This is a genomic window from Marinobacter sp. V34 (assembly GCF_055524115.1).
On sequence record NZ_JBUPZY010000002.1, the window covers coordinates 62,051 to 88,961 of the forward strand.

The window sequence follows — 26,911 nt, forward strand, 5'->3', positions numbered from 1 at the left end:
GCTATTTACCCTCGGTTAGACCTGGCTGGAGGTCATTATTTCAGACGGCGCTCGATGGCATCCAGCAACTGACTGGAAATATCAATGCCGTAGGCGGCATCCAGTTCCCGGATGCAGGTCGGACTGGTGACATTGATTTCGGTTAGGTAGTCACCGATGACGTCGATGCCGACAAAGATGAGCCCTTTTTCCTTGAGCACTGGCGCCACACGGTCACAGATTTCCCGATCGCGGACCGTGAGTTCACGACCTTCCCCCCGACCTCCGGCGGCCAGGTTTCCACGATTTTCACCCTGCGAGGGGATGCGCGCAAGCGCATAGGGAACCGGCTCGCCATCGATCAGCAGAATGCGCTTATCGCCCTGCTTGATCTCGGGTATGTATTTCTGCGCCATGGCCTGGTGAGCGCCATAGTTGGTCAGGGTTTCAATAATAACCCCAAGGTTGTCGTCGTTTTCCTTGACCCGGAAGATAGAGCGCCCGCCCATGCCATCCACCGGTTTCATAATGACATCACCATGCTCGGCGTAGAATTCCTTGAGTCGCTCAGCCGAGCGGGTAACGATCAACGGCGGTGTGCAGTCCTCAAACTGGGCGGCGAACAGCTTTTCGTTGCAATCCCGTAGCGTGGAAGCCGGATTGACCACCAGGGCGCCCTGTTGCTCGGCGATTTCCAGAATGAACGTGGCCATCAGGAACTCCCGATCCACCGGTGGGTCCTGTCGCATCAGGATGACGTCAAGATCACCGAGTGCCCGGTCCTGGGTGCCACCGAAACCGAACCAGTCTTCCGGGTCCAGATGTACGGTCAGGTCACGGGTTCGCGCCCTCGCCTGCCCACCTTTCAGGTACAGGTCCGGCAGCTCCATATACTCGATTTCCCAGCCCCGGTTCTGCGCCGCCAGCAACATCGCCAGTGAGCTGTCTTTCTTGAAATGGATCTTCTCGATGGGGTCCATCACGATGCCGAGTCGGACTGTCATAATGCCTCGTCAGATAAAAGGTTGAAAACACGAACCGGTCTGCAGAGCGATGCCGGGAATAAGTGCTATGCTGTGATCACAGATGGTATTGTACCCGAGCCGCGAATGCATCCGGAGAAATCCCGTATCAATTACGTGACTTTCCGGGCAGAAGTACATTTGGTCACAAAGTTATACTTTTTATCCGGCCGCCAATACTCTATAAATGAGCGGGATTTATAGAACATCGTTAATGTTTGTGTTAAAAACCCCGGTTGAAAATAACGACAGTCGCTGAGCGCAAGGCAGTTGGACAATGGATGACAACTTCGAGAATCTGAAGATTATGGTGATCGACGACAGCAAGACCATTCGTCGCACCGCCGAAACCCTTCTTAAGAAAGTCGGTTGCGAAGTCATTACCGCAACGGATGGCTTTGACGCTCTGGCGAAAATTGCCGATTCCCAGCCCAATATCATTTTCGTTGATATCATGATGCCCCGGCTGGACGGCTACCAGACCTGCGCACTGATCAAGAACAATTCCTCTTTCAAAAAGACGCCGGTCATCATGCTCTCCAGCAAAGACGGACTGTTCGACAAGGCCAAAGGCCGGATTGTCGGATCGGACCAGTACCTGACCAAACCGTTCAGCAAGGACGAGCTTCTAAACACGATTCGCCAGTATGTTCCCCAGGCGGAACAGTAAAACTGCTGAAGCAAAGAACTATTGAGGACACCATGGCCCGCATTCTGATTGTTGATGATTCCCCGACCGAGGTTAAGAAAATCTCGACCATTCTGGAAAAGCACAAGCACGAAGTGCTGACTGCTGATAATGGAGCCGACGGCGTTGCCAAGGCACGCGCCGAAACACCGGATCTGGTCCTGATGGACGTCGTCATGCCCGGCCTGAATGGCTTCCAGGCAACCCGTCAATTGACCCGTGCCCCGGAAACCGCTTCCATCCCGGTGGTGATCGTCACCACCAAGGATCAGGAAACGGATCGCGTATGGGGAACACGCCAGGGTGCAAAGGGTTACCTTGTAAAACCCGTCGTTGAAGACGACCTGATCAAAACAATCAATAGCCTGATTGCCTGATCCCCAACCGTGGAGTAAGCATGTCCGCCCAGGCCGCCCCTTTTGCCGTTCTGACGGATATCGCCCGACGCAGCCGCGCCATGGCTGCCGGTCTGCCGGAACAACAGGAAGCCGTTGAACTCTGGAACGGCATCGGCTTTGTTCTGGCGGGTGAGCGTTACGTAGCGCCCATGGGTGAAGTCACTGAAATTCTCCATGTTCCCCGCTATACCCATATACCGGGGGTTCATCCGTTTATGATGGGCGCTGCCAACGTGCGTGGCCGCCTCCTGCCACTGGTCGACCTTGCCGGTTTCTTTGAAGTTCCCCGTTCTTCACGCAGCACCCGCGAGCGCAGGGTACTGGTTGTAGAACAGGGCGACGTATTCAGTGGCCTGGTGGTCGACAGCGTCTCAGGCATGCAGTATTTCGCAGTGGACAGCTATGTGGCCTCGCCACAGGATGTGCCTGCAAGCGTTCAACCGTTTGTGAATGGCGGTTATGAGCGTAACGAGGAAGTCTGGAAAGTGTTTTCCGCCGCCGAGCTTCTCGGCGACGAACGCTTCCTGGATGTAGCGCAATGGTAAGGGTGGTGACATTGGCAGGAACATCTTCCCGCCTGCCCAACGCCCGCAGAAACAAACTTGCCACTATTACGAAGAGGCCGGGAGCCAGAAAATGAAAAATAGAGCCGGAAGACTCAGTATGGGACAGGGAGGCAACAAGCTGGTTGCCGGCCTGATTGCCGCGCTGATCGCATTGACCGTCCTGCTCGTTGCGGTACTGTTCATCATTAACAGGGACAGCCAGAACGATCAGGAATACGTCGCCCACTCTGCCGAGCTGAGGGTGCTGTCACAGGAGATTGCAAAGAACGCGACGGAAGCCGCCGGCGGCACCGCCTCAGCGTTCGACGCACTGCGACGTTCCCGTGACGAGTTCGAACGGCTGTGGGGTTATGTAGTTGACGGTAATCCGGAAACCGGCCTGCCCCCAAGCGAGGTTGCACAAGACAGCAACGTGCAGGCAACCTGGGAATCGGTTCGTGACAACGCCGACAGCATCCTGTCCACCCAGGACGCGGTACTCGGCCTCCACGAAGTGGCACGAACCCTGAACGAAACCATTCCGCAGTTGCAGGTGGAATACGACGATATCGTTCAGATCCTGCTGGATAACGACGCGCCCGCCGAACAGATTGCATTGGCACAGCGTCAGTCCCTGCTGGCGGAGCGGATTGTTCGCTCGGTTAACAACGTACTCTCAGGTGACGAGGACGCGGTTATCGCCGCCGACCGCTTTGGCCGTGACGCCAGCCTGTTTGGCCGCGTTCTCGATGGCCAGGTTAATGGCAACCCGGCCATGGGCATCTCACAGGTAAACGACGAGGACGCCATCTACGGTCTGGAGGCTGTTGGTGAGCTGTTCGAGTTCGTATCCCAGAACGTAGACGCCATCCTTGAAGCTTCTCCCGACCTCTTCAAGGTACGTACTGCGGCCAGTGATATCTTCCAGAACTCCCAGGTGCTGCTGGACGAACTGTCGATTCTTTCCGAGAAGTTTGCCGGACAGGCCGGAACCCGTCTGGTCAGCCCAACCCTCGCATTCATCATCCTCGCCGCCATGGTTGGTATCGTTGTGATGATCGGCGTGGTGCTCTATCGCGAAGCTCAGGAACGTCTGGCAACGACCCAGGAACAGAATGAACAGAACCAGAACGCGATCCTGCGACTGCTGGACGAACTGGCTGACCTGGCGGATGGTGACCTGACTACAGAGGCGACGGTAACCGAGGACTTCACCGGCGCCATCGCCGACTCCATCAACTACGCGATCGACCAGATGCGCGGGCTGGTACAGTCAATTCGTGGCACCGCTGTACGGGTGGCCTCAGCCTCCCAGGAAACCCAGGCCACAGCGATGCACCTGGCGGACGCTTCCGAGCACCAGGCTCAGGAAATTGCCGGCGCCTCCGCAGCGGTCAACGAGATGGCTGTGTCCATCGACCAGGTATCCTCCAACGCGGCTGAATCCTCGGCGGTTGCGGAGCGGTCGGTTGCGATCGCGAAGAAAGGCGCGGAAGTGGTACAGAACACCATCCGCGGCATGGACAACATCCGCGAGCAGATCCAGGAAACATCCAAACGGATCAAGCGACTGGGTGAATCTTCCCAGGAAATCGGTGACATCGTATCTCTGATCAACGACATCGCCGACCAGACCAACATCTTGTCCCTGAACGCAGCGATCCAGGCCTCCATGGCCGGTGACGCAGGCCGGGGCTTCGCGGTAGTTGCGGACGAAGTTCAGCGCCTGGCGGAACGTTCCTCTGCAGCGACCAAGCAGATTGAGGCACTGGTTAAGACGATCCAGTCAGACACCAACGAAGCGGTTATCTCCATGGAACACACCACCGCCGAGGTGGTCCGTGGTGCACGGCTGGCCCAGGACGCGGGTATCGCGCTCGAAGAAATCGAGAACGTATCCATGTCTCTGGCGGAATTGATCCAGAACATCTCCAACGCCGCCCGTCAGCAGTCGTCCTCTGCGGCGCACATTTCCAACACCATGAACGTCATCCAGGAAATTACCTCGCAGACGTCGTCCGGTACCAACGCGACCGCGAAGTCTATCGGTAACCTGGCAGAGATGGCGTCTGAACTGCGGTCCTCTGTTGCGGGCTTCACACTGCCCGAAGAAGAGTCGGCCGACCAGGAAGAAGAGGAAGACAGCGACGTACCGGTGGTGAGCTGACAATCGCTCCGAGGCTGCTGACAGTTGATGGCTGAAACACGCAACCATCTGTCACCCGCCGAAGGCATCTGGTCACTGCGCCGACTTCCCGATATGGACGAGGCGCAGTTCAACCAGTGGCAGACGCTGCTTGAGCACCGTACCGGCATTACCCTGTCTTCCGGGCGCAAATCGTTTCTCGAGACCAACCTCGGGATCCGCATGCGGGAGATTGGTTGCAGCAGCTATCAGGCCTACTACGAAAAGATCGTATCCGGCCCGAACGCTGTTGTTGAGTGGTCCACCCTGGTGGACCGGCTGACGGTTCAGGAAACCCGGTTCTTCCGGGATCCGGATGCCTTCAGGCTGGTGTCTGACTATGTGCTTACCCGGCCCCGGGAGACGCTGAAACGACGCCCTCTGGAGGCCTGGAGTGTGGGATGCTCGACTGGCGAAGAGCCCTACACACTGGCCATGCTGCTGAACGAAAGTATGGAAGGGTTGTTGCTAAAGCCATTGTTCGGCGTCACCGGCTCTGACATCAGCAAACCGGCCATCGACAAGGCCCAGGCTGGCCTGTTCAGCGCCCGCAAGCTGATGGGAATGGATGAGGCCATGAAGGCCCGGTATTTCCGGCCGGCGGAACGGAACAACGTCGAAATTGTAGAAAGCATCCGCGAGCGGGTGTGTTTCACCAGGCTGAATGTGCTGGATTTGAAACACGCTCCGATGCACGGAATGAACATTATCTTCTGCCAGAATCTGCTGATTTATTTCCGGCGCTGGCGCCGGCGGGAAATCGTGAAAAGGCTTGCAGAGCGGCTGGCGCCCGGGGGGTTGCTGGTCCTGGGCCAGGGAGAGTTGACCGATTGGCAGCCCCCTGGCTTACAGAGGGTACCCTCGGAACATGTGCTGGCGTGGATCAAACGCCAGACTGACGAAGAATAACCGGAGTGGTTATGGGCAATCACCATGACAGCATCGCCCTGGACTGGGTTCGGGGCGAAATACAGGATACGTTGACCCAGGGTCAGCACGCACTGGAAGCGTATGTCGAGAATCGTGACGACACCGCGCGCCTGCGCTTCTGCCTGAACTATCTCCACCAGGTTCACGGTACCCTGCAGATGGTCGAGCTTTACGGCGCGGCCCTGCTGACCGAGGAAATGGAGAAACTGACCCAGGCGGTCCTGAATGAAACCGTCGCCAGTGTGGACGATGCCGTCGACGTGCTGATGCAGGCCATCCTGCAGTTGCCCCAGTACCTGGAGCACCTGGCCAGTAGCAAAGACGATTTCCCGATGGTGCTACTGCCGTTACTGAACGATCTCCGTGCTGCACGGGGCGAGTCTCTGCTGTCCGATACATCGCTGTTCAAGCCTGACCTGTCGCCCTCACGGGCAGCGGCTGCAGCCAATGTGTCCCAGCGCCTTCAGGATCCGAAGGTTCTTGGACATATTCGCAAATTGCGCCAGATGTATCAGTTCGCCCTCGCTGGCGTGATTCGCGAGGCCGACCTGGACGCCCATTTCGACTACATGCAGAAGGTGATCCAGCGGCTGATCCGCCTGTGCCAGAAGACGCCCCGGGGCGAACTCTGGAAAGCAGCCGGAGCATTCGTGGAAACTCTCCAGCAGCATGCGAACCCGGTCAATACCGCAGTGAAGTCCCTGCTGCGCGAGCTGGATGCCGAAATCCGCCGCCTTACTGACGAACACATTGATATCCTGCAACAGGCTGTTCCAGAAGCGTTGCTGAAACACCTGCTTTACTACGTGGCTCGTGCCCGTGATCTCGACACGCCCTACGTAAAAGAGCTGCGCGACAGTTACCGGCTTGATCAGGCACTGCCTTCGGACGATGATGTGGACGCCGCCAAGAGCCGGGTTTCCGGCCCTGGCCGTGACGCAATCCATTCGGTGGTCAGCGCCCTCAACGAAGAACTCGCCAAACTCAAAGACCAGCTCGATCTGTTTGTGCGCTCAGAGCTACGCCAGAACGATGAACTGGAAGAACTGCTTCCGGGCCTTCGCCAGGTCGCTAATACCCTGGCCGTACTGGGTCTGGGTATACCCCGCAAAGTCATTACCGAACAGATCGAACTGGTGGAAAAACTCGCCAACCAGACCGACTCCGTGGACGACGGCACCCTGATGGATATTGCCGGCGCCCTGCTCTATGTCGAAGCCAGTCTGGCTGGCCTGGACAGTGACCGACAGTCGGAACCGGATGTCACCGGTGACGACACCCAAACCATCAACCTCGGCTCTCGCGAATTGGGTGAAGCCAGCAGCGCTCTGCTTCGGGAATCCCGCAATACGCTGGAGCAGGTTAAAACGGCCATCGTCAATTTCATCGCTTCTCAATGGGAAACCGGTGAAATCGAACACGTCCCCGGCCTCCTGCACAGTATCCGTGGTGGCCTTAGCCTGATTCCCCTTGACCGTGTGGCCGACATGCTCGCCTCTGCCGAGCGTTACATCACCGACGTACTGCTGGGGGGCAAGCAGGTTCCCGACTGGAAACAGCTCGACACACTGGCCGACGCCATTACCAGTATTGAGTACTATCTGGAGCGGCTTGCCGAAGGCATCAGCGATAACGAGAGCGTACTCGGGGTTGCCGAGGCCAGCCTCAACTCCCTGGGCTTCCCGGTTGGAGAGGAGCCTACCTGGAAACATCCGACAGCCGATGAAGTGCCGGTTGTTGACTCGGAAGTACCCGTCGAGTCAGTGGAAGCCGAATCCAAGAGCTCCGATGAAGAACTGCTGGATGACGAAATCCTCGGCATCTTTATTGAAGAAGCCGAAGAAGTTCTGGAGACCATCAACGAATTCTATCCTCGCCTGCGCCAGAACCACGATGATCGCGACGCGCTGACTGAAGTCCGCCGCGCGTTCCACACCCTCAAGGGTAGTGGCCGGCTCGTGGGCGCCACCAGTATCGGTGAGCTGGCCTGGTCTGTGGAAAACCTACTCAACCGGGTGATCGACCAGACGCTGCGGCCCACCGATGACATGTTCAGCCTGATTGATGACGCCAACAGCCGAATTCCCTCGCTGATCAACGACTTCCGTGACGGCCAGGCGGATGGCGAGGTTAGCGAGCTGATTGATCGCGCTGAAGCTCTGTCTACCACGCGGAAAACCGACATCGACAGCGCATCGGAAGACGCCGTTACTGCGGGCGAAGAGCCACCCGTAACCGACAGTGGCAACGACGGCGAAGCCGTCAATACCGGGCAATCGTCCACAGAGGAAGCTGAGTTTGAGGATGACCTGATCGACGATGAAATCCTCGAGATTTTCATTGAAGAAGCCGGCGAGGTGCTGGACACCATTCGCGAATACCTTCCCATGTTGCTGCGTCAGCACGATGACCGCACGGCGCTCTCGGAGGTCCGGCGTGCTTTCCATACCTTGAAAGGAAGCGGACGGATGGTGGGTGCGCTGGTTATCGGCGAACTGGCCTGGTCTGTCGAGAACATGCTGAACCGCGTGATTGACGGCAGCATTTTCATGAACGACGACATTGCGGCGCTGCTAGATGACGTTACTGCCGCCCTGCCGGAGTTGGTTGACGATTTCGAGAAACGCCAGCCCCCTTCCCTCGACACATCGAGCATGGAGGCACGCGCCAACGCCTTGGCAAACGGCGAAATTCCCGATGCCAGCACCATGCCCCCGTCTGAGCTCCAGTCAGAATCGGTGAGCGGAGAAGCCGAGCCCGAATTGACAGCAACGGAAGAGGAAGACGATGCCGTAGTCGATCCCGTGCTGCTGGATATTTTCGAGAGTGAAACCGAAACCCACCTGCAAACCTTGCAGAACTTCCTTGACGCCGCAGGCGACAAAGCGAGCGTAGCCTATACCGATGACCTGTCACGCGCACTTCACACTCTCAAAGGCAGTGCGCACACCGCTGGTATATCGCCCATTGCTGCAGTGATCACGCCCCTGGAACGCTTCGTCAAGGAAGCCAGGGCACAAAACAAACGCGCCGATCGCGACGTTCTAAGCCTGATTGGCGACACCTGTCATTTCCTGACCCAGGGCCTTGGCCAGATCCGGGAGAATCCCCAGGCAGACCTGCCGGGCACCGAAACCTTCCTGGCAAAACTGGAGCAGGTCAGCAATGCCACCCTGCATGGCGATGGCTCCCGAGCCGATGAACCGCAGGAAAACGCCCGTCCGCAACTGGTTCAGCTGTTCCTGAATGAAGGTCTGGATATCCTGCTGGATGCCGACCGGATTCTTGATGAGTGGGCGGAAAATCCCGAAGCAACCTCGGCTCTGGAAACCCTGCGCAAGGAATTGCACCTACTCACCGAAGGCGCCCAGGACGCCGGGCTGGCCGATGTTGCTGAACTGTCAGGTGCTCTGAGACAGGTTTACGAGCGTGCCTCAAACCCCGATTTCGTTCCCGATTCGCCTTTCTTCGATCGTGTGCGCGCAGGCCATGAACACCTGATCAACATGATGGACCAGGTCGCGGCCGGGCTGGCCACTGAGGCCAACGTCGATCTGATTGCCAACCTCGAAACCCTGGCTCCTGCAACGCCCGCAGACAATGAGCCGGATGCGTTTGAGCAGGAGTTTACCGGGGATCTGGAAGAGATCGATCGCAGCCTGGAAGCCGAGGCGGAAGAAGCCCCGGAACCCAGTGACGAGCAGCCACCGTTGGCGGAAACCGATGAAGACATGGATCAGGAATTGGCGGAGATCTTCCTTGAGGAAGCCCAAGACCTGATTGACAGCACAGCCGATGCCTTGCAGAGCTGGAGCGACAACACCGAAAACCTGGATCTTCTACGCCTTTTACAACGGGACCTGCATACCCTCAAAGGCGGCGCTCGCCTGGCGGATATCCAACCGGTGGGTGATCTTTCCCATGAGCTGGAGAACCTGTTTGAAGGACTGACCGAGCAACGGCTTGCCGTTACCGGTGAGCTTTCCGACCTGTTGTTCCGTTGCCATGACCGCCTGGCAGGCATGGTCGATGCCCTTGAGCAACAGGAGCCGCCGCGCCCGGCGCCAGACCTGATCAGTGAAATCCACGCCTACATGGACAGCGCCACAGGCTCCAGGCCGGTGACTGATGTCAGACAGCAGGACGCCGAGACGGAAGACGACGAGATTCCGCTGGCAGAATTGGAAGAGAGTGATACCGAAGAGCCAGAAACCACGGCGGAGGAACCTGAAGAGGAACATGCCACCGACCTGTCTCACCTGGATCCGGAGCTGATTGGCATCTTCCTGGAAGAGGCCTACGACCTGATCAACTCGACAGGTAGCGCATTGCATACCTGGAGCGAGGACCCTAACAACCGCGACGTAGCGGCCGAGCTGCAACGTGATGTGCACACGCTCAAAGGCGGCGCCCGCATGGCCGGCGTCGATGCCATTGGCGACCTGACCCACGTTCTTGAGGATTTGTTCGAGAAAGTCGCCGAAGGCCAGCTGAACGCCAGCAACGACATGAACGACCTGTTATTTGCCTGCCACGACCGGTTGGCGCAAATGGTTGAACAGGTTGCAACCCAGAAACCCTGCCCGCCGGCAACGGAATTGGTGGCCAAAGTCGAAGCCATCCTCTCTGGCAAGCCACTACCATCCGCGGAATTTGAAGAACCTGCGGAAGAACCGGAAACAGTCGACGAGGCGCCCACAGCCGACGAACAGCCAGCATCCGTCACGGACGCTATTGCAAAGGCCTCCGACGATGACCTGGTTGGCATCTTCCTGGACGAGGGCCTGGAGATTCATGAAGCCATCGGTGAGTGCCTGGCCCAGTGGCGCGACGAGCCCGAAGAACTGGCTGGCGTTGCCCAGTTACAGCAGGAGCTGCATACACTCAAAGGTGGCGCTCGCCTCTCCGATGTCGACCCGATTGCCGATCTGGCCGAGGCCTGGTCTGACGCCCTGGACCCTCTGATCGCTGGCTCCAGTAACCAGTCGATCCTGCTGGAGCTCAGTGAAAAAGCGCACGGCACCCTTCAGGACATGCTGACCAGTCTGGAAGATGGCACCAAACCGTCTGCGGACACCATTCTGGTTGATGCCCTGAACGACGCCCACAAGGCCTCCGGCGACGAGCTTTTCGAACCTGCAACGGAATCCGACACCCCGGAAAGCGAGAACTCGGTCGATGTCGAGGTACTGGAGATCTTCCTGGAAGAGGCCGGCGAGATTCTTGACCAACTGGAACAATTGTTGGACGACTGGCGCAAGGACCCAGGTAACCACCACTTTAACCAGGAAGCACAGCGAGCCCTACACACCCTTAAAGGTGGCGCGCGGTTATCGCAACTTTCCGAACTGGGCGACAAGGCCCACGCCCTGGAGACGCGGCTGATCGATCTGGGCGGCAATACCCCGGGCGACGATGCCTGGCAGGCCATTACCAATGACCACGACGTGATCGTGGCGCTGGTGGGTGATATTCGTAAGCGGTTTGAAGACACAGGCGCTGTTCCTGAGCCCGCCAAACCAGACGCGAAAACAGAGGATGCGCCGAAAACCCCGGAGCCGGCTGCGAAAGCACCGGAAAAACCGGTCGCGCCAGCGCCCAAGCCCAACAAAGTTCCGTCCAAGGCACCAGCGAAAGCGGCCGCTGTCCAGCGCGCGCCACAGGAAACCATCCGGGTCTCCGCGCCATTGCTGGACGAGATGGTCAACCTAGCCGGTGAAACCAGTATTACCCGTGGTCGGCTGGAGCAGCAAACCAGCGATTTCAGCCACAATCTGGACGAAATGGCCGCCACCATCGAGCGTCTGCGCGAGCAGCTGCGCCGGATGGAAATCGAGACCGAGACCCAGATCCTGTTCCGCGCTGAAAAAGAGCACGGCCCGGATTACGGCGACGACTTCGACCCATTGGAGATGGACCGTTATTCCGCCATCCAGCAACTGTCGCGAGCCCTGACGGAGTCCTCTTCTGACCTTGCGGACCTGAGGGAAACCCTGTCCGACCGGGTACGGGATACCGAGACCCTGCTGGTGCAACAATCGCGGATCAACACGGAACTTCAGGAAGGTCTGATGAAGACCCGGATGATTCCGTTTGCTTCCATGGTGCCCAGACTCCGCCGGATTGTCCGCCAGATCAGTGGCGAGCTGAGTAAAAAAGTCGAGTTCGATGTCCGCAACCCCGAAGGGGAAATGGACCGCAACATTCTCGAGCGCATGATCGCACCGCTGGAGCACATGCTGCGCAACGCGCTGGATCACGGCATCGAAAAACCAGCCGACCGCAAGAAAGCCGGTAAACCAGAAACCGGCGAAGTGACGCTGTCGCTGACCCGCGAAGGTGGCGATGTGGTGTTGCGGATGATCGACGATGGTGCGGGCATCCCCGCCCAGGTCATTCGCGACAAGGCCATTCGCCAGGGCATGATGGCCAAGGACGAGGACCTGAGCGAGCGGGAAATCCTGCAGTTCATCCTGCAACCCGGTTTTTCCACTGCCCAGGCCGTTACCCAGATTTCCGGCCGTGGCGTGGGCATGGACGTGGTGGCCAGCGAGATCAAGCAACTTGGCGGCAGCCTGGATATCGACTCCACCGTGGGCAAGGGAACCGTCTTTACCGTTCGGCTGCCGTTCACGGTATCGGTCAACCGGGCACTGATGGTGTCCACCGGCGAGGATTTCTACGCCATTCCGTTGAACACCATTGAGGGCATCGTTCGGGTCAGCACCTACGAGCTTGAGGAATACTACAAGCCCGACGCACCGATGTACGAATACGCCGGCCAGCAGTACCGTCTTCAGTATCTCGGTAGCCTGCTGAACAGTGACCACCATCCCAAGCTGCAGGGTCAGGCCCTGCCGTTGCCGGTCATCCTGGTGCGGGGCGCCGAACAGCCCATGGCCCTGCAGGTGGACAGCCTGATGGGCAGCCGCGAGATCGTGGTTAAGTCGCTTGGGCCGCAGTTCAGTACCGTTCGAGGTGTGTCCGGTGCCACCATTCTGGGTGACGGTAACGTGGTGGTGATCCTTGACCTGCCGGCCATGATCCGTTCCGACATTCTATCCGAGCGCCAACGCCTGGCGAACCTCGAAAAGGCGAAAGAGGCCTCGCGCCGTGAGGAGCAGTCCACTGTGGTGATGGTGGTGGATGACTCGGTAACGGTGCGCAAGGTAACGTCTCGCCTGCTGGAGCGTAATGGCATGGAGGTGATCACGGCCAAAGACGGCCTGGATGCGGTCGCCCAGCTGCAGGACCACAAGCCGGATATTATCCTGCTGGATATCGAAATGCCCCGGATGGACGGCTTCGAGGTTGCAAGCTTTGTGCGCCACGATGATAACCTGCGGGACACGCCGATCTGCATGATTACCTCCCGTACCGGTGAAAAGCACCGCGAGAGAGCGCTGGCCATTGGTGTCAACGAATACCTCGGCAAACCTTTCCAGGAGACCGATCTACTTGACACCATCACGCGGCTGACCAGGAATCAGTGATGACCGGCCAGCCAGGACGGCCAGCGGTCGGCATCGTCTCAGATATCGTCCTGCAGCGCCACCGCCTGCAGGAAGCCACGTCCAGGTTCGGCCTGGACGTTTGCTTTTCCGGAGACCCGGATCGCCTGCAGGGCTACCCTGAATTCCCGGAAGCCAGCCTGTGGTTGATTACCCTGGAAGACGAAGCCGATCACCCAGTGCTGTTTGACCACCTGTTGGAGAACACCGAAGCACCCGTACTGTTTGGTCTTGACCCGGCCCCGAAACCGGGCACCACTGAGTACTTCCGCTGGGAACGCCGGTTGCTGGACAAGTTGGAGCAGTCCCTCGGGCACTTGGAGAAACTGGATTCCGCGGCCGCTATTGAAGAGCTGGCGACTGAACAACCGCAACCGGAGACCTCTCCCAAACTACCTCACTGGATCCAGCCGGCCTCAGCGGACCTGCCGGCTGAAGAGGTCTGGATCCTGGGGGCATCACTGGGCGGCCCTGCGGCGGTAAAGAGCTTTCTGGACAACCTGCCGCCCGGCTTGCCAGTGGGCTTTGTCTATGCCCAACACATCGACAACAATTTCACCGACGTGCTGACTCGCGTGCTGGGCCGCCATGCCCACTACCAGCTCAAAAGGGCTGAAACAGGGTATCGCGTTCACAATGGCGATGTTGTGCTGATGCCGGTGGAGCACGAGTGGACTCTGGACGACAGTGGTGCGCTCAAGGAAAGGGAAACACCCTGGCCCGGCCCCTATGGCCCCTCCATTGACCAGGTGCTGCTGAACATCGGCGACCACTACGGTGCCCGATGCCATGCCATCATCTTTTCCGGTATGGGCAACGATGGTGCCATTGCTGCACCACTGCTGAAAGCCTATGGTAGCCGCATATGGGTCCAGAAGAGCAGCAGCTGCGGCAACAGTTCCATGCCGGATTCCGTGGCAGCAACCGGGTGTTCCGTATACTGTGGTACACCGGAACAGCTCGCCCGCGAACTCGTCAAAACGATTGAAGAATCCTGCCTGCTCAAGGGCCGGCAAAAACGGGATTCCGCCTGAGGAAATGAGTGATGAACGATAACAGCCAAACCCTGCCCTGCGTCATGATACCGATGAGCGAGAAACAATTGCTGCTGCCCAACGTGTCGATTGCGGAAGTGGTGGACTTCGCCAGCTCCGACCCAGCTGCGCATTCGCCGGAGTGGCTGGTGGGCGAGCTTGACTGGCGAGGCCTGAACCTGCCGGTGATCTCCTACGATGCCGCGAATGGCGGCAATCTGGCCGTGCCAGGTGGCAATCGGGGCCGAATTGTCATACTGAACACCATCGGTGATCACCATAACTCGGTCCCCTTTATGGCGCTGGTCACCCAGGGCATTCCCAGCCAGACGCGTCTGACCGAGGATCAGTTAACGAAGGTTGATGGCGACACCGGCCCCGCCGACCTGATGGTGGTTGAAGTAGAGGGCGAAACCGCCTTTATTCCCGATCTCGGCTATCTTGAATCGTTGGCACTGGAGGCTACCCGCTAGAACGCCTGTCGGCGATGAGCACACCCATCGATACGTGGCACTGTTTTTTGCTAATGTTATAATGTTGCAAATTCTACAGGACAGTGCCCATGTCACCCAGCGCTCTTCCCTATCGACCGCACAATCATGACGCCTGTGTCGCTCAGGCGCTGACAGAGGCTCGGACCATCTGTCAGCAGCACAACGCCCGCCTGACACCCACCCGTGAGCGAGTGCTGGAACTAATCTGGCAATCCCACAAGCCACTTGGCGCCTACGACGTGCTCGCCGTGCTGGCTGCGGATGGTCACAACGCCGCGCCCCCCACTGTCTACCGTGCACTGGATTTTCTGCAACAGTACGGACTCGTTCACCGGATTGCGTCACTGAACGCATTCGTTGGCTGCACTCACACGGGTAAAACCCACCATGGTTTGTTCCTGATCTGCCGTTGTTGCGGAAACGTGCTGGAACTGACAGCGCCCGGCGTGTCCGATGCCGTCAAGAACGCCGCGGCGGACGAGGCTTTCCAGCCGGATACTATGACCATCGAGGTCTCCGGTACTTGCCCCGGATGTACATCGGACACTGCCCATGACTGATGCATTGGTAGAACTGCACCGATTGACCGTCAACTTCGAGGACCGCCCCGTGGTGGACCGTGTCGACCTGCGGGTCGAACGCGGGGATATCATCACCATTATCGGCCCCAATGGCGCCGGAAAGACCACACTGATCAAGGCTATACTGGGCATCCAGCCGGTCTCGGGCGGCGCCCTGAACATCGCCCCCGGGCTCACCATCGGTTACGTACCCCAGCACCTGACACTGGAGACCACGCTGCCACTCAGCGTGAAGCGGTTCATGCTGCTCAGTGGGCGCTCACGTCAGGAATGCGTGGAAGCGCTGACTAAGACCGGAGTGGAACACTTGCTCAACGCGTCGGTCCATCGACTGTCGGGTGGCGAGAAGCAGCGATTGCTTCTCGCGAGGGCACTGGCTCGCAGGCCAGACCTTCTGGTGCTGGACGAGCCTGCCCAGGGCGTGGATATCAATGGCCAGGCCGCGCTCTATGAGCTAATCCGTAACCTACGGGACGAACTGAACTGCGGTGTAATCATGATCTCCCATGATCTGCATCTGGTCATGGCCGCCACCGACAAGGTTATCTGCCTGAACCAACACGTTTGCTGCAGCGGCTATCCGGCGGATATTTCCCACGACCCCGCCTTTATCGAAACCTTCGGCCGTCCGGTGGCGGAAAGCCTCGCGGTATACCATCACCACCATAACCACAGTCACGACCTGCATGGCGATGTGGTGTCCGCCGACCACGGCGACCACAAGGAGTGTTCCCATGCCCATCATTGATGCCGTGCTCGGCGACTTTTTCTGGCGGGCGCTGATTGGCGGTCTCGGTGTGGCGCTGGTGGCCGGGCCGCTGGGTTGCTTCGTGGTGTGGCGACGGATGGCCTACTTCGGCGACACCCTGGCCCACTCGGCGTTGCTAGGCATCGCCCTGAGCTTCCTCATCAGCGTACCTCTCAACGTGGGGGTTATCGTGACCTGCGTGGTTCTGGCCATCGCACTGGTGCTGTTCTCCCGCAGCAAGACACTGGCCACCGATACCCTGCTGGGCATCCTTGCTCATAGTGCCCTGGCCATCGGCCTGGTCACACTCAGCTTCATGCCCGACATTCGAGTGGACCTGACCGGCCTGCTGTTCGGGGACCTGCTGGCCATGAGCCGAAACGACCTGCTGTGGATATACGGCGGTGCATTCCTGATTCTGGCGTTATTGACTGTGCTCTGGCGTGGCCTTCTGATGAGCACCATTCACGAGGAACTGGCGCGGGTTGAGGGTGTACCGATCGAACGCCTGCGGCTGGTGCTGATGCTGATGTTTTCCATCGTGATCGCCGTGGCCATGAAGATAGTCGGGGTGCTGCTGATTACCGCATTACTGATTATTCCAGCCGCCACCGCCAGAAGATTAGCCGGCAACCCCGAACATATGGTGGGGCTGGCCATCCTGTTCGGATTTATCGCCGTCAGTGGCGGGCTGACGATGTCCTGGCACCTGGACACACCGGCCGGCCCCTCGGTGGTGGTGACGGGTTTTGCCGTATTCCTGCTGGTGTACGGTTCGGCCCGGCAGGTCCAGACCTGACAGCGGTGGATTCCGGAGCAAAGTTTCCCAGGGTGGGAACGGTAGTCTAAAGTATAGAAGCAGGAAGTACCCCGACTTTCGCCACCGGTTATGGATCAACCTATGGAAAGCCCCCGATTGACAGGGACAGGACATTCTATGGCGCTGCCACACCTGTGGGCGCCCCTGCTGGTATTATTCGCCGGCCTTGTTGTTACCGGCCTGACCGCGCAGGCACTTGAGGAGCAATCGCGCTCACTCGCCGAGCAGGTATACCGCAAGCAGCACAATGCGCTTGTCGCCCGCTTACGTGGGTATGACGAGCTTCCGCCGCTCTATACAGACGGAGTCGCACCAGCCAGAACCATCAATAACGTAGCGCCCGCTGAGTTATGGCTCTCCACTGTGTTCAAGGATGCAGTACCCGGCATGCTCAATTTGCGCGTGGACACCCTGGAGCGGCATACCAAAATCCCACTGTTCCAGGCCATTCACGCAGAAAGTCCGGACCGCTCCCGGTCCCTGCGCACTGAAGTCGCAATCGGAGAGCATCGCTGGCTGGTAACCACACTGCCGGATTCCGGATTCCTGGAGCACCCCTCCCACCACTCCTTCCGTTTTATCTGGCTTGCGGGGTTGGTGATCACAGTACTGGCCACGGTGGTGGTGGTTTTCCTATGCCTGCGCATCCGCCGGTGGCAAAGCCACTACCGGAACGCCGAAAAAGTATCCCACGGGTACGAACAGCAACTGAACAACATGCAGGTTGAAAAATCGATCTTGCGGCAGGCACTGAACGACAGCGAACAACGCAGCCGGGACCTGGTCGCCCTTTCCGGCGCAACGATCTGTGAGCTGGATGAAAAGGCACTCACCGGATACATCTCACCCCAGGTCGTGGAGCTTCTGAAGAAGGCACCGGCGGACCTGGCCAGAACCCCATTCGAGCAATTGGTCGACCCCGCCTACCTGGAAAACTTCCTCAGGACCCTGCAGGCATCCCGCCAGGAGCGGCAAATACAGCGTATCGACCTGAAGCTGCTGGATGCCGAAGATCACCAAGTACCGGTTACGCTACGAGTACTGGCACTGCAGGATACGCTACACGGTTTCAGCGGTTACCGGCTAAGCCTCCAGCCCGGTATTCAGGCGCCCTGATCCAGGGTTTTGTGGCTGCCATCGCACAATGGCGGGTTGCCAGTGTGCTTACAGCCACAGAACCACACCCATTCTTTCTTTTCGGCGATGTATTTCACCGGTGTAAAGCCCGAACCCTTGTGGGAGCCGTCACAGAATGGCTGACTGTTACTGCGGCCACAGGCACACCAGAAATAGTTCTTGCCGCCCTCGACCAGTACTGAACACGGCGTGGTTCTGGGTATTGTCGGCGTCTCATCAGTCATTGGTTAGCCCCTACTTTGTTCTTCTGTATTCAGGGGCAGTATAGTCAAAGTGGAGCTTATTGCCTGCGCTCAGCGCTTCCCATCCAGAGGTCGAATGACATCCTTCAGGCGGCCGGAATCCACCAGTTCCATAAACTCATCACCCAACCGGTCACTTTCGGCAACCGCCTTTCGCCATGCGCGCTCGCGGCCAGCGTCGTCTCCGATGTAACGCTCGAAGTCCTTCCGATCCGGCAGTTTCCGGTCGGGCAGGGATTCCAGGTATTCCGGGGAGGGTGACACCAACAGCACATCCTGCAGCCGGGTGGCATCGCCCCGACGCCAGGGTAGGGTTTTGTCGAACCAGCCTGGAACCACCTTATCGGTGAAGTGAGGATAGAGGATCACCCCGGGCTGTTCGTACGGCAGGTCAAGATGGTAATCCAGCAGGCCGCCGTCCCGATACAGCCCATCAGGGGCGCCGGGAATATTGCGGACGCCGGACATCACCATGGGTATGGACGCAGACGCAAGCAGCGCTGGCATCAGGTTGTCGCGACTCAATGGCACCTCATGGCTGGAGAAATCCACCAGCTTGGCCAAGGGCGCTTTCACTCGCGCATCATGGATAATACCCCGCTCCATAAACCGGCCCAAATGTCGACGGCTGACCATATTGGCACTGATGGCATTCATCAGACCCAGGCTGAGGCGCCCCCTGGTGTCGTGTTCCAGCATACCGCGGCTGCGAACCACAACCACGTTCAGGCGGTACCAGGGATGATTGAGAATGTGGTCTTCGTGGCCCGCCAGCAGTTCTTCCAGAAACAACACACTCTTGCGACTGACTTCCGCCATGCTGACGCCTTTGGCGAAGCGCTGGGATGTATAGAGGTCCGCCAGCCGGGCCAGCTGCGCCTTGGGGTCATCCGTCGAGGCCACCGCTGCAAATCGCCAACTGCCAATGGAAGAACCAATCAGCGAGCGTTCCTGTGGCGCACTGGGCAGAAAGTCCCCAAAGATGGCTTTATCCAGGCCGGAAATGCCCAACGCCTTGGGGCCACCCGCCGCACCCGGGATGACATGCACGTCGCCCGCCGTAAACGGTTGTTGCCGCAACCGTTCAAAAGCACGGCGGCCGGCGCGGATGGTCAATGCGGGAGAACGGGTATGTACTGCGCTCATAACGGCTCCTTGTTCCGAGCCCGCCAGTTTAGCGAACTGGGCCCCCTGCAGCCAGAGCGCGACCAGCGCGTGGTGAAAGGTGCAAAACCAACGACCTTCCCGCGAAGGTCGTGCTAGACTTCAAAAAAGCCCGGGTCAAGGAGTGCGGGCCCACCATAAACAGCGGGAGTGTGCTGTGAATCCTCTTGCCACTACAGACAACCTGGCCACCAACCCTACCCTTGCAGTGCTTGGTTTCAAGCGTCAGATCGTTTATCACCTGCATTTCTGGGCTTTTATTGCCGTCGCTCCGTTGGTGATGGTGCAATGGCAAAAGGGTAATGTTCTGTTGGCATTACTTCTGGTTCTGTTCTGTTTGAACGCGGTGGCCGTTATTGCTTTCCTTCGGTTCCGTGGTGTCTATTTTCTCCAGGGGTGGCTGTTCCCAGCATTGGCAGTGGTCTGCGCCGTGTATTCTACCCTGATCAATGGCCACGCCGGGCTCTACTGGGCTTACCCCGCCGCCGCTGCGCTGTTTTTTTTGCTTCCACTGAAAGTAGCCACCGCCAGTAATATCGTGTTTGTAGTCAGCATGTCCGTAGTGTCGTTTATTACGTTTCCGGAAGCGGATTTCTGGCGCATTACCTTTTCCTTAGGCCTGACCTGCCTGTTCGCAATGATCTTCGCTTGGCTAGTGGGCCGCCTGCAGGTCGAACTGACGCGCCTGGCCACCACCGATCCCCTGACCGGTTGCCTCAATCGCTCGCAATTGGCGGACATCCTCAACGGTCAGATCCAGATGCGTGAGCGGTATGAACGAGTGTCCAGTCTCATATTACTGGACCTGGATTACTTCAAGATGATCAACGATCGTTGGGGCCACCTGGCCGGTGACAAGGTTTTGCAGGAGCTGACACAGCGGATCGGCAGGAGGCTGAGAGAGAGCGACCGCCTGTTCCGTATTGGCGGAGAGGAATTCATGCTGGTATTACCGGAAACCCGCCAGAAGGACGCCGACAAAGTCGCGCGAGAACTGCTGACGAGCATCAGTGCCCGCCCATTTGTAGAAGGGATACAGATCACGGCCAGCGCGAGTGTGGCGGAAGTCGGCAAGGGTGAAACCTGGTCGGTCTGGCTGAACCGGGCGGATCAGGCGCTCTACGAGGCCAAGGCGAGAGGCCGTAACCAAGTGGTCAGCGCTGCCCGGAGGCTGCACGAAGGGCCACCCGAGGATACTGAAAACAAGGCGTTGGCCAACGACCTGTAACACCTTAAGGTCTCACTCCGACTGTTTGCAGAAGTCCCGCCACGCCCGATACACCTCTCCGGCGACTTCAAAATGAGGATAGTGACCGACATTGCGAAGGCTCACCACATCGGCGTTCGGCACCAGCTCCCGATAACGTCTGGCCATGGCGGAACCGGACACCGGGTCTGCAACTCCCGAGATCAGCCTCATTGGTTGTTCTGCTTTCTGCAGGGCACCCACCCAGCGATTACGATGGCAACGGCGCTCTTCCATGAAATGGATCAGATTGTGCAGAATTCCCCGGCCATTGTTGTAGGTCAACAGGTACCAGAAATCATCCATATCTTTCCGCGACGGCGGGTTCTCCGGACCGAACAGACGCCGGAAGTTGCGCTCGAAGGTACGACGGGTGAGGCCGCGACTGATCAGGCCACCGAGAGGGCTACCCAGGACTTTCTGGATCAACAGCGGGCTGTGAACTTCTGGGAACAGGGCGCCGTTGAGGAAGCCGACCCGGGCGATGGAGAAAGGCAAAAGCCCTTCCTGGTCACGGGCCAGCAGTTCCTGGGCCACACTGCAGCCATAATCATGGGCGAACAGGCTGACGTTCTTTAGTCCCAGGCCGGCTATCCAGCCTTCAAACATGTCGGCCTGGTCTTCGATGCTGTAGTCGTACAGTGTCGGCTTATCGGAAAAGCCGAAGCCCAACATGTCGAGGGTGAATAAGGTGTGATGTTGCAACAGCATAGGCCACAGCCGGCTCCAATCCCAACTGGCCGTGGGAAAGCCATGCAGCAATACCACGGGATCGCCCTGGCCCGCCATTCTGCTGAAGACAGCGTGGCCGCCGTAGGAAAACCACTTCCCCTCCTGCTGCCACCATTCCAGTGTCGCATTCCCTGCGCCGGGGGCGGCACCCCGAACTCCCGGTATTACCTGTTCCATTGCGGTTTCCTGAAACCAGCCTGAAACTGAAACTCTAAATCAAACCAACCGCCCCCGCCAGATCTGGTCCGACAATTTGCGAACCAGAGCGTTCCGGGGTGGTCTTTTCGCCCTGTGCGGTCGTAAATCTGGAGGGCGCGGACAAATTCCCTTAAGCTTTCGCCTTGAACTGACTCATTTAACCGGAAGCGACTATGACCAACAAGCTCGACGACCTGGCCAGCCATTTTCAGCAAATCATTGCAGGCCTGGGCGAAAACCCTGATCGCGAGGGACTTCAGGACACACCCATACGGGCGGCCAAGGCCATGCAGTTCCTGACGCAGGGTTACAAACAAAGCCTGGATACGTTGGTCAACAACGCGGTTTTCGAGTCCGCCATGGACGAAATGGTCGTGGTTCAGGACATCGAGCTGTACAGCATGTGCGAGCATCATATGTTGCCGTTCATCGGAAAATGTCACATTGCCTACCTGCCCAATGGCAAGGTGCTCGGCCTGTCCAAATTTGCCCGTATCGTCGACATGTACGCTCGCCGGTTACAGATCCAGGAAAACCTGACTCGCGAGATCGCCGAGGCTATCGAGACGGTGACCGGCGCCAAGGGCGTGGCCGTGGTGATTGAAGCCCAACATATGTGCATGATGATGCGTGGCGTTGAAAAGCAGAATTCCCGCATGAAAACCTCGATGATGCTGGGCCAGTTCCGCAGGTCACAAGCGACGCGGACTGAGTTCCTGACCCTGATTCGGGATCGCTGAACATCCATTGTTGACCAGGAGACCAGATGACCGCAGTGACCGGAAATCACCAGGCAACCGTACGCATCAAGGATTTGCTGCTGCGCGCGTATATCGGCATCAAGGAAGAAGAGATCAACAACCAGCAGGATGTGCTGATCAACGTCTGCCTGACCTACGATGCCGCGGCAGCCATCAACGAGAATGATATTCGTGCAGCACTGAACTACCGCACCATCACCAAGCAGATCATCGGCCACGTTGACGGCAACCGTTTTGCCCTGCTGGAACGACTGACCCACGAGGTGCTCAATATTGTGATGGAGCACAAAGCGGTTCACTGGGCGGCCGTGGAAATCGACAAACCCCATGCGCTGCGCTACGCCGAATCGGTGTCCGTTCGCCTTGAGGCACACCGGAACTTCTGAAGAGTTGATATCGTATGCCTCGTAACAGCCCTGACCAACTGCGCGAAATTCTGGACACCGTCCACACGATTGCGCTCGTGGGCGCCAGTGACAAGCCCCATCGCCCTAGCCATGAAGTAATGGCCTACCTTCAGGAGTGTGGCTACCGGGTGATCCCTGTAAACCCAAGACTGGCTGGCAAGACGGTACTGCGTGAAACCGTGTACCCCGATCTTGCGTCTGTTCCCGGGCAGGTCGACATGGCCGACCTGTTCCTCGCCCCAAACCACACCGACCCTATTATCGATGCCGCCATAGAACAGGGCATCCCAATTATCTGGATGCAGCTCGGTGTTATCAACGAGGCCGGGGCTCGCAGAGCGGAGAGCGCCGGTATGACGGTGGTCATGGACAGGTGCCCCAAGCAGGAAATCCCCCGCCTGTTCTGAAGAGAATACTTCTGCCATAATCGCGTCAGACAATCAGAAGCAGAAGACTGGCAGACCCATGTGGTTCCGACGTAAAACCAGCCCACGCCCTTCACGAAAACCGATCGCCCGCCCCCAGGCAGGGTTGCTCAATCCTGATGCCCAAACCAGAGTTGAGCGCGTACGTCTGCCGGTCGATTTACTCGTCCGTGGTATGCGCATCGTTAAACTGGACCGCCCCTGGACCGAAGTGCCGGTGCTGTTCCAGGGATTTGCCCTTGAGGACGAGCGTCAGGCCCGCATATTGCGCCAATACTGTGAATGAGTGCTGGTTGAGGGCGACGAGCAGCTACTGGCAGAAGCGCTGGCGCGGGTCACCAGCCACAAACAGCGCACCGCCACCCCACTTCCCGAAACCCGTTCCCTGGCGGAAGAGATCCCCCGCGCCAACCAGGTTTGGAGCAAGACCCAGGCGTTCGTGGAACAGATCATCCTCGCCATTGAACAGGGCAATGAACTGAACCTGCAGGACGCCCGCCCCGTTATCCGGGAATGCGTGGAAAGCATCAAGGCCAACGCCAGTGCGATGTTCTGGGTGAGCCGCATCAAGTCGCGAGATGCCTATACCGCCGAACACTGCCTGCGGGTAGCTATTTTCACCGTAGCCTTCGCACGCTTTCTGGGCCTGCCAGACGAGGACCTGGAAATTGCCGGCATGTGCGGACTGCTTCACGATCTGGGCAAGCTTAAGGTTCCTGACAAGATTCTTAATAAACCAGGCGCTCTGAGCCCCGACGAATATGCGATCATGCAACAACACACAACGTTCGGCTATGAGTTACTGAGCTCTGATCCGAAGCTGGATCCGATTGTCCGGGACGTGACCCGTCACCACCATGAACGCCTGGATGGCCGCGGCTATCCGCAGCAACTGGAAGAGTGGCAGATCAGCCGCTTTGCCAGGCTGGTCTCCATTGTTGACGCATTCGATGCCATGACCAGTGACCGCTGCTACCGCGACGGGATCCCGGCGTCTGACGCCATCCGGGTGCTGTACCGTAATCGCGGCCGGCAGTTTGATGCTGACATGGTAGAAGCCTTTATTCGCATGGTGGGCATTTACCCACCCGGAACACTGGTGGAGCTCAATAGCGGGGAAGTGGCCCTGATCGTGACGGTGCACCCGGGCAAAAAACTCAAACCCAGGATTGAGATACTGATGGATGCCAACAAGAACCCGGTCACTCCCCGAATCGTTGACCTGGCAAACCCGACAACCGATGAGCAGCAGGTGATTAACCATCCGTTGCCGGATGGCGCTTTCGGCATATCACTGAAGGGCAGAGTTCAGCAATTGGTAACAGATCATCGCGTTTATCCCTCATAATCGGATGAATACGGCCGATATGTTAGTCACTCACCTCATCAACCGGAGCATTTTGTGGACAAACCTGCATCTGCGCTAACCCTGTTCGTGAGGGGACTGCTGAATCCGGCATTTCCAGCACTGATTTTTCTGGTGTTCCTGGGAATCGCCCTGGTTTTGCAGCACGGCATCGAAAAGCAGGACCACACCCAAATCCAGTCCAACCTCGACAGCGAAGCCAATACCATGGCTAAGCGGCTGGAGCGGGAATTCCGTGTCCACGCCAACTCCATCAGCCGCATGGCGAAACGTTTTGAAGCCTTGCCGGACACGCCAAAAGCGTTCTGGGAGCAAGACGCCCGCCAATATCTGTCGGATTTCGGTGTCTACCAGGCGATCGAGTGGATTGACCGCGACTATATCATCCGCTGGATGGTACCGCTCGAAGGGAACGAAGATGCCATTGGTTTCAATGTGGCTTTCTCCCCGACGCGTCGTGCGTCGCTTCAAAAAGCACAGACCACAGGTGATCTGGACATCTCGGGCGTTGTTGATCTGAAGCAGGGCGGTAAGGGCATGGTCATCTATGCGCCTGTTTTCACTGGCGAGGCCAACAACGGCTTTATTGCCGGCGTGTTCCGAATGGAGGCCCTGGCCAGCTACATGCTTTCCAACCGGGCCCTGACCTACTTCCACATCGAAATCCGAGAAAAAGGCGAACCCGCCTACAAGCTTAACGATTCAATGGAAACCGACCCCAACTTCTCCCGTTCTCTGGATATCGACCTGCCAACACTCGACTGGACACTGGCGGTAACTCCTTCCACTTCGTGGGTTGAGGAACAACGCAGCCGCTGGCCATTTGTGACCTTCATCGTCATGCTTTTCATGGGCCTGCTGACCAGCCTTACCACACTTCTGGTACAGCTGACTCTCAAACGCAACCGGGCACTGCTTAAAACCCGCCGGGAGCTGGATGCGGAAATCAGCCAACGCCAGGCTGTGCAAAAGGATCTCGCTCGCCTGGAAACCACGGATGCCCTGACCGGCCTGGCTAACCGCCGTTTCTTCATGGAAGACCTGGCGCACACTCTGAGTATCGCCGACCGTCAGATGCGCCAGGTAGCACTGGTGATGATCGACCTGGACCGCTTCCAGATGCTCAACGATTCCCTCGGCCATCAATTTGGCGACGAACTGCTGATCAAAGTCTCCGAACGCCTCAATGCCCTCAGCGACGAAAAAGTCATGGTGGCCTATTCCGGCGGCGACGAGTTCATGGTTTGCCAACAGCATGTTGAAAATATTGATGACGTGATCAATCTGCTGGGCCAGATCAAGCAGTGCTTCGAAGAGCCGTTTGCGGTACAGGGTGACGAACATAGCATCACCGCCACCATGGGGGTAGCCGTCTATCCCCAAAGCGGCCTGGATGCCGATACCCTGCTGCGCAATGCCGATGTGGCGCTCTACCGGGCCAAGGAACAGGGTCGCAACACCTACCAGTTCTATACCGAAGGCATGCAGGACCGCGAGGTCATGCGCCTGGAATTGGACAAGGATCTTAACCACGCGCTGGCCAACGACGAGTTCGTGCTCTATTTCCAACCTCAACTGGATCTCAACGATTCGTCCATCAACAGCGTAGAGGCTCTGATACGCTGGCAGCATCCTCGCCGTGGCTTGTTGCCGCCGGTGGATTTTATTCCCCTGGCGGAGGAAAGCGGCCGCATTACCGACATCGGTCGCTGGGTGGTCATGGCCGCCTGCCGACAACTGGCGAAATGGCAGAAAGGTCCCTACTCCCATCTGCGCATCGCGGTAAACCTCTCGGGCCGTGAACTGGATGACGAAAGCATTGTCGACCATATTCAGGAGGCTCTGGAAAGCAACGGTGTTCCTGCAAGCCGCCTGGAAGTAGAGCTGACCGAAGAGATCTTTATCCAGAATATCGAGCACAACCTGAATCAGCTGACCAAGCTTCACAAGCTGGGCGTGCAACTGGCCATTGACGACTTCGGCGTGGGTTACTCTTCGCTGGGTTACCTGCGGGATTTCCCGGTGGATCTGCTGAAGATTGACCGTTCCTTCATTACCGACGTTACCGAGCGCCACGATGACGCGGTGATTACCCGCGCAGTGATCAATCTGGCTCATAACCTGGGCATTCAGGTGGTGGCGGAGGGCGTGGAAACTCATGAGCAACTGACCTTCCTCAAAAATCACCGCTGCGATCTGATTCAGGGTTACCTGATCAGCCGCCCGATTCCGGCAGGTGAATTGGAGCGGGCGCTGAGTGCTGGTTTGCTGGATGTAGACACGCCGGTTGGTAGCTGA

23 protein-coding genes are annotated in these 26,911 nt (G+C 58.2%); 19 read left to right on the forward strand and 4 right to left on the reverse strand.

What is annotated here, in order from left to right:
• Positions 1 to 35 precede the first annotated feature (35 nt).
• On the reverse strand, positions 36 to 983 hold the full coding sequence (gene gshB / locus AC0B60_RS03415; RefSeq protein WP_465084037.1) for a glutathione synthase: 948 nt from the start codon (positions 981 to 983) through the stop codon (positions 36 to 38).
• Positions 984 to 1,278: 295 nt separating this feature from the next.
• On the opposite strand from gshB, the gene pilG reads away from it, so the two are divergent.
• From pilG to AC0B60_RS03475, 12 genes are all read left to right on the forward strand, one after another.
• Positions 1,279 to 1,671 (forward strand): twitching motility response regulator PilG, encoded by a 393-nt coding sequence (gene pilG, locus AC0B60_RS03420; protein WP_007154228.1) that lies wholly within the window; start codon positions 1,279 to 1,281, stop codon positions 1,669 to 1,671.
• Between the two features lie 32 nt (positions 1,672 to 1,703).
• Positions 1,704 to 2,066: a twitching motility response regulator PilH gene (pilH, locus tag AC0B60_RS03425; RefSeq protein WP_007154227.1), complete on the forward strand. Its 363-nt coding sequence runs from the start codon at positions 1,704 to 1,706 to the stop codon at positions 2,064 to 2,066.
• A gap of 20 nt (positions 2,067 to 2,086) precedes the next feature.
• Complete coding sequence (locus AC0B60_RS03430) at positions 2,087 to 2,632, forward strand: chemotaxis protein CheW (RefSeq protein ID WP_465084038.1); 546 nt, start codon at positions 2,087 to 2,089, stop codon at positions 2,630 to 2,632.
• Positions 2,633 to 2,723: 91 nt separating this feature from the next.
• The gene (locus AC0B60_RS03435; RefSeq protein WP_465084039.1) at positions 2,724 to 4,799 is read left to right on the forward strand and encodes a methyl-accepting chemotaxis protein; all 2,076 of its coding nucleotides are present in this window, start codon (positions 2,724 to 2,726) and stop codon (positions 4,797 to 4,799) included.
• 27 nt (positions 4,800 to 4,826) lie between these two features.
• Positions 4,827 to 5,726 carry a CheR family methyltransferase gene (locus AC0B60_RS03440; protein ID WP_465084041.1) on the forward strand — a complete coding sequence of 300 codons (900 nt, stop codon included), beginning with the start codon at positions 4,827 to 4,829 and terminating at the stop codon, positions 5,724 to 5,726.
• Between the two features lie 11 nt (positions 5,727 to 5,737).
• Positions 5,738 to 13,240 (forward strand): Hpt domain-containing protein, encoded by a 7,503-nt coding sequence (locus AC0B60_RS03445; RefSeq protein WP_465084043.1) that lies wholly within the window; start codon positions 5,738 to 5,740, stop codon positions 13,238 to 13,240.
• A complete protein-coding gene (locus AC0B60_RS03450; RefSeq protein WP_465084045.1) occupies positions 13,240 to 14,292 on the forward strand; it encodes a chemotaxis protein CheB in 1,053 nt (350 codons plus the stop codon). The genes AC0B60_RS03445 and AC0B60_RS03450 overlap by 1 nt, the downstream gene beginning before the upstream one ends.
• 11 nt (positions 14,293 to 14,303) lie before the next feature.
• Positions 14,304 to 14,765 (forward strand): chemotaxis protein CheW, encoded by a 462-nt coding sequence (locus tag AC0B60_RS03455; protein ID WP_465084046.1) that lies wholly within the window; start codon positions 14,304 to 14,306, stop codon positions 14,763 to 14,765.
• 89 nt (positions 14,766 to 14,854) lie between these two features.
• Positions 14,855 to 15,346, forward strand: a complete 492-nt coding sequence (locus tag AC0B60_RS03460) for a Fur family transcriptional regulator (protein WP_465084047.1) — start codon at positions 14,855 to 14,857, stop codon at positions 15,344 to 15,346.
• Positions 15,339 to 16,115 carry a zinc ABC transporter ATP-binding protein ZnuC gene (znuC, locus tag AC0B60_RS03465; RefSeq protein WP_465084049.1) on the forward strand — a complete coding sequence of 259 codons (777 nt, stop codon included), beginning with the start codon at positions 15,339 to 15,341 and terminating at the stop codon, positions 16,113 to 16,115. The genes AC0B60_RS03460 and znuC overlap by 8 nt, the downstream gene beginning before the upstream one ends.
• Complete coding sequence (locus AC0B60_RS03470) at positions 16,102 to 16,914, forward strand: metal ABC transporter permease (protein ID WP_465084050.1); 813 nt, start codon at positions 16,102 to 16,104, stop codon at positions 16,912 to 16,914. Before znuC ends, AC0B60_RS03470 begins: the two co-directional genes overlap by 14 nt.
• Positions 16,915 to 17,052: 138 nt before the next feature.
• Complete coding sequence (locus AC0B60_RS03475; RefSeq protein ID WP_465084052.1) at positions 17,053 to 18,051, forward strand: PAS domain-containing protein; 999 nt, start codon at positions 17,053 to 17,055, stop codon at positions 18,049 to 18,051.
• On the opposite strand, the gene AC0B60_RS03480 is transcribed toward AC0B60_RS03475, so the two are convergent.
• Both AC0B60_RS03480 and AC0B60_RS03485 read right to left on the reverse strand, forming a co-directional pair.
• Positions 18,039 to 18,296, reverse strand: a complete 258-nt coding sequence (locus tag AC0B60_RS03480; RefSeq protein ID WP_465084053.1) for a CDGSH iron-sulfur domain-containing protein — start codon at positions 18,294 to 18,296, stop codon at positions 18,039 to 18,041. The genes AC0B60_RS03475 and AC0B60_RS03480 overlap by 13 nt on opposite strands.
• 69 nt (positions 18,297 to 18,365) lie before the next feature.
• The gene (locus tag AC0B60_RS03485) at positions 18,366 to 19,460 is read right to left on the reverse strand and encodes a patatin-like phospholipase family protein (protein WP_465084055.1); all 1,095 of its coding nucleotides are present in this window, start codon (positions 19,458 to 19,460) and stop codon (positions 18,366 to 18,368) included.
• Between the two features lie 175 nt (positions 19,461 to 19,635).
• On the opposite strand from AC0B60_RS03485, the gene AC0B60_RS03490 reads away from it, so the two are divergent.
• Positions 19,636 to 20,706: a GGDEF domain-containing protein gene (locus AC0B60_RS03490; RefSeq protein ID WP_465084057.1), complete on the forward strand. Its 1,071-nt coding sequence runs from the start codon at positions 19,636 to 19,638 to the stop codon at positions 20,704 to 20,706.
• A gap of 12 nt (positions 20,707 to 20,718) precedes the next feature.
• On the opposite strand, the gene AC0B60_RS03495 is transcribed toward AC0B60_RS03490, so the two are convergent.
• On the reverse strand, positions 20,719 to 21,633 hold the full coding sequence (locus tag AC0B60_RS03495) for an alpha/beta fold hydrolase (RefSeq protein ID WP_465084058.1): 915 nt from the start codon (positions 21,631 to 21,633) through the stop codon (positions 20,719 to 20,721).
• Between the two features lie 194 nt (positions 21,634 to 21,827).
• Here AC0B60_RS03495 and folE point away from each other — a divergent pair, with 194 nt between their 5' ends.
• The 6 genes from folE to AC0B60_RS03525 are packed head-to-tail and all read left to right on the forward strand — an operon-like array spanning position 21,828 to position 26,911.
• Positions 21,828 to 22,394: a GTP cyclohydrolase I FolE gene (folE, locus tag AC0B60_RS03500; protein ID WP_036211417.1), complete on the forward strand. Its 567-nt coding sequence runs from the start codon at positions 21,828 to 21,830 to the stop codon at positions 22,392 to 22,394.
• Between the two features lie 26 nt (positions 22,395 to 22,420).
• Positions 22,421 to 22,801 carry a dihydroneopterin triphosphate 2'-epimerase gene (gene folX, locus AC0B60_RS03505; RefSeq protein ID WP_465084060.1) on the forward strand — a complete coding sequence of 127 codons (381 nt, stop codon included), beginning with the start codon at positions 22,421 to 22,423 and terminating at the stop codon, positions 22,799 to 22,801.
• Between the two features lie 14 nt (positions 22,802 to 22,815).
• Positions 22,816 to 23,229 (forward strand): CoA-binding protein, encoded by a 414-nt coding sequence (locus AC0B60_RS03510; RefSeq protein WP_465084062.1) that lies wholly within the window; start codon positions 22,816 to 22,818, stop codon positions 23,227 to 23,229.
• A 58-nt stretch (positions 23,230 to 23,287) separates the two neighbouring features.
• Positions 23,288 to 23,533: a DUF3391 domain-containing protein gene (locus tag AC0B60_RS03515; protein WP_465084064.1), complete on the forward strand. Its 246-nt coding sequence runs from the start codon at positions 23,288 to 23,290 to the stop codon at positions 23,531 to 23,533.
• Complete coding sequence (locus AC0B60_RS03520) at positions 23,534 to 24,595, forward strand: HD-GYP domain-containing protein (RefSeq protein ID WP_465084066.1); 1,062 nt, start codon at positions 23,534 to 23,536, stop codon at positions 24,593 to 24,595.
• Between the two features lie 54 nt (positions 24,596 to 24,649).
• Positions 24,650 to 26,911, forward strand: coding sequence for a bifunctional diguanylate cyclase/phosphodiesterase (locus tag AC0B60_RS03525; protein WP_465084068.1), 2,262 nt, complete (start codon positions 24,650 to 24,652; stop codon positions 26,909 to 26,911).

Coding starts and splice junctions, on each gene's coding strand:
- gshB (WP_465084037.1), bottom strand. CDS start 983: ATGACAGTCCGACTCGGCATCGTGATGGACCCCATCGAGAAGATCCAT.
- pilG (WP_007154228.1), top strand. CDS start 1,279: ATGGATGACAACTTCGAGAATCTGAAGATTATGGTGATCGACGACAGC.
- pilH (WP_007154227.1), top strand. CDS start 1,704: ATGGCCCGCATTCTGATTGTTGATGATTCCCCGACCGAGGTTAAGAAA.
- AC0B60_RS03430 (WP_465084038.1), top strand. CDS start 2,087: ATGTCCGCCCAGGCCGCCCCTTTTGCCGTTCTGACGGATATCGCCCGA.
- AC0B60_RS03435 (WP_465084039.1), top strand. CDS start 2,724: ATGAAAAATAGAGCCGGAAGACTCAGTATGGGACAGGGAGGCAACAAG.
- AC0B60_RS03440 (WP_465084041.1), top strand. CDS start 4,827: ATGGCTGAAACACGCAACCATCTGTCACCCGCCGAAGGCATCTGGTCA.
- AC0B60_RS03445 (WP_465084043.1), top strand. CDS start 5,738: ATGGGCAATCACCATGACAGCATCGCCCTGGACTGGGTTCGGGGCGAA.
- AC0B60_RS03450 (WP_465084045.1), top strand. CDS start 13,240: ATGACCGGCCAGCCAGGACGGCCAGCGGTCGGCATCGTCTCAGATATC.
- AC0B60_RS03455 (WP_465084046.1), top strand. CDS start 14,304: ATGAACGATAACAGCCAAACCCTGCCCTGCGTCATGATACCGATGAGC.
- AC0B60_RS03460 (WP_465084047.1), top strand. CDS start 14,855: ATGTCACCCAGCGCTCTTCCCTATCGACCGCACAATCATGACGCCTGT.
- znuC (WP_465084049.1), top strand. CDS start 15,339: ATGACTGATGCATTGGTAGAACTGCACCGATTGACCGTCAACTTCGAG.
- AC0B60_RS03470 (WP_465084050.1), top strand. CDS start 16,102: ATGCCCATCATTGATGCCGTGCTCGGCGACTTTTTCTGGCGGGCGCTG.
- AC0B60_RS03475 (WP_465084052.1), top strand. CDS start 17,053: ATGGCGCTGCCACACCTGTGGGCGCCCCTGCTGGTATTATTCGCCGGC.
- AC0B60_RS03480 (WP_465084053.1), bottom strand. CDS start 18,296: ATGACTGATGAGACGCCGACAATACCCAGAACCACGCCGTGTTCAGTA.
- AC0B60_RS03485 (WP_465084055.1), bottom strand. CDS start 19,460: ATGAGCGCAGTACATACCCGTTCTCCCGCATTGACCATCCGCGCCGGC.
- AC0B60_RS03495 (WP_465084058.1), bottom strand. CDS start 21,633: ATGGAACAGGTAATACCGGGAGTTCGGGGTGCCGCCCCCGGCGCAGGG.
- folE (WP_036211417.1), top strand. CDS start 21,828: ATGACCAACAAGCTCGACGACCTGGCCAGCCATTTTCAGCAAATCATT.
- folX (WP_465084060.1), top strand. CDS start 22,421: ATGACCGCAGTGACCGGAAATCACCAGGCAACCGTACGCATCAAGGAT.
- AC0B60_RS03510 (WP_465084062.1), top strand. CDS start 22,816: ATGCCTCGTAACAGCCCTGACCAACTGCGCGAAATTCTGGACACCGTC.
- AC0B60_RS03515 (WP_465084064.1), top strand. CDS start 23,288: ATGTGGTTCCGACGTAAAACCAGCCCACGCCCTTCACGAAAACCGATC.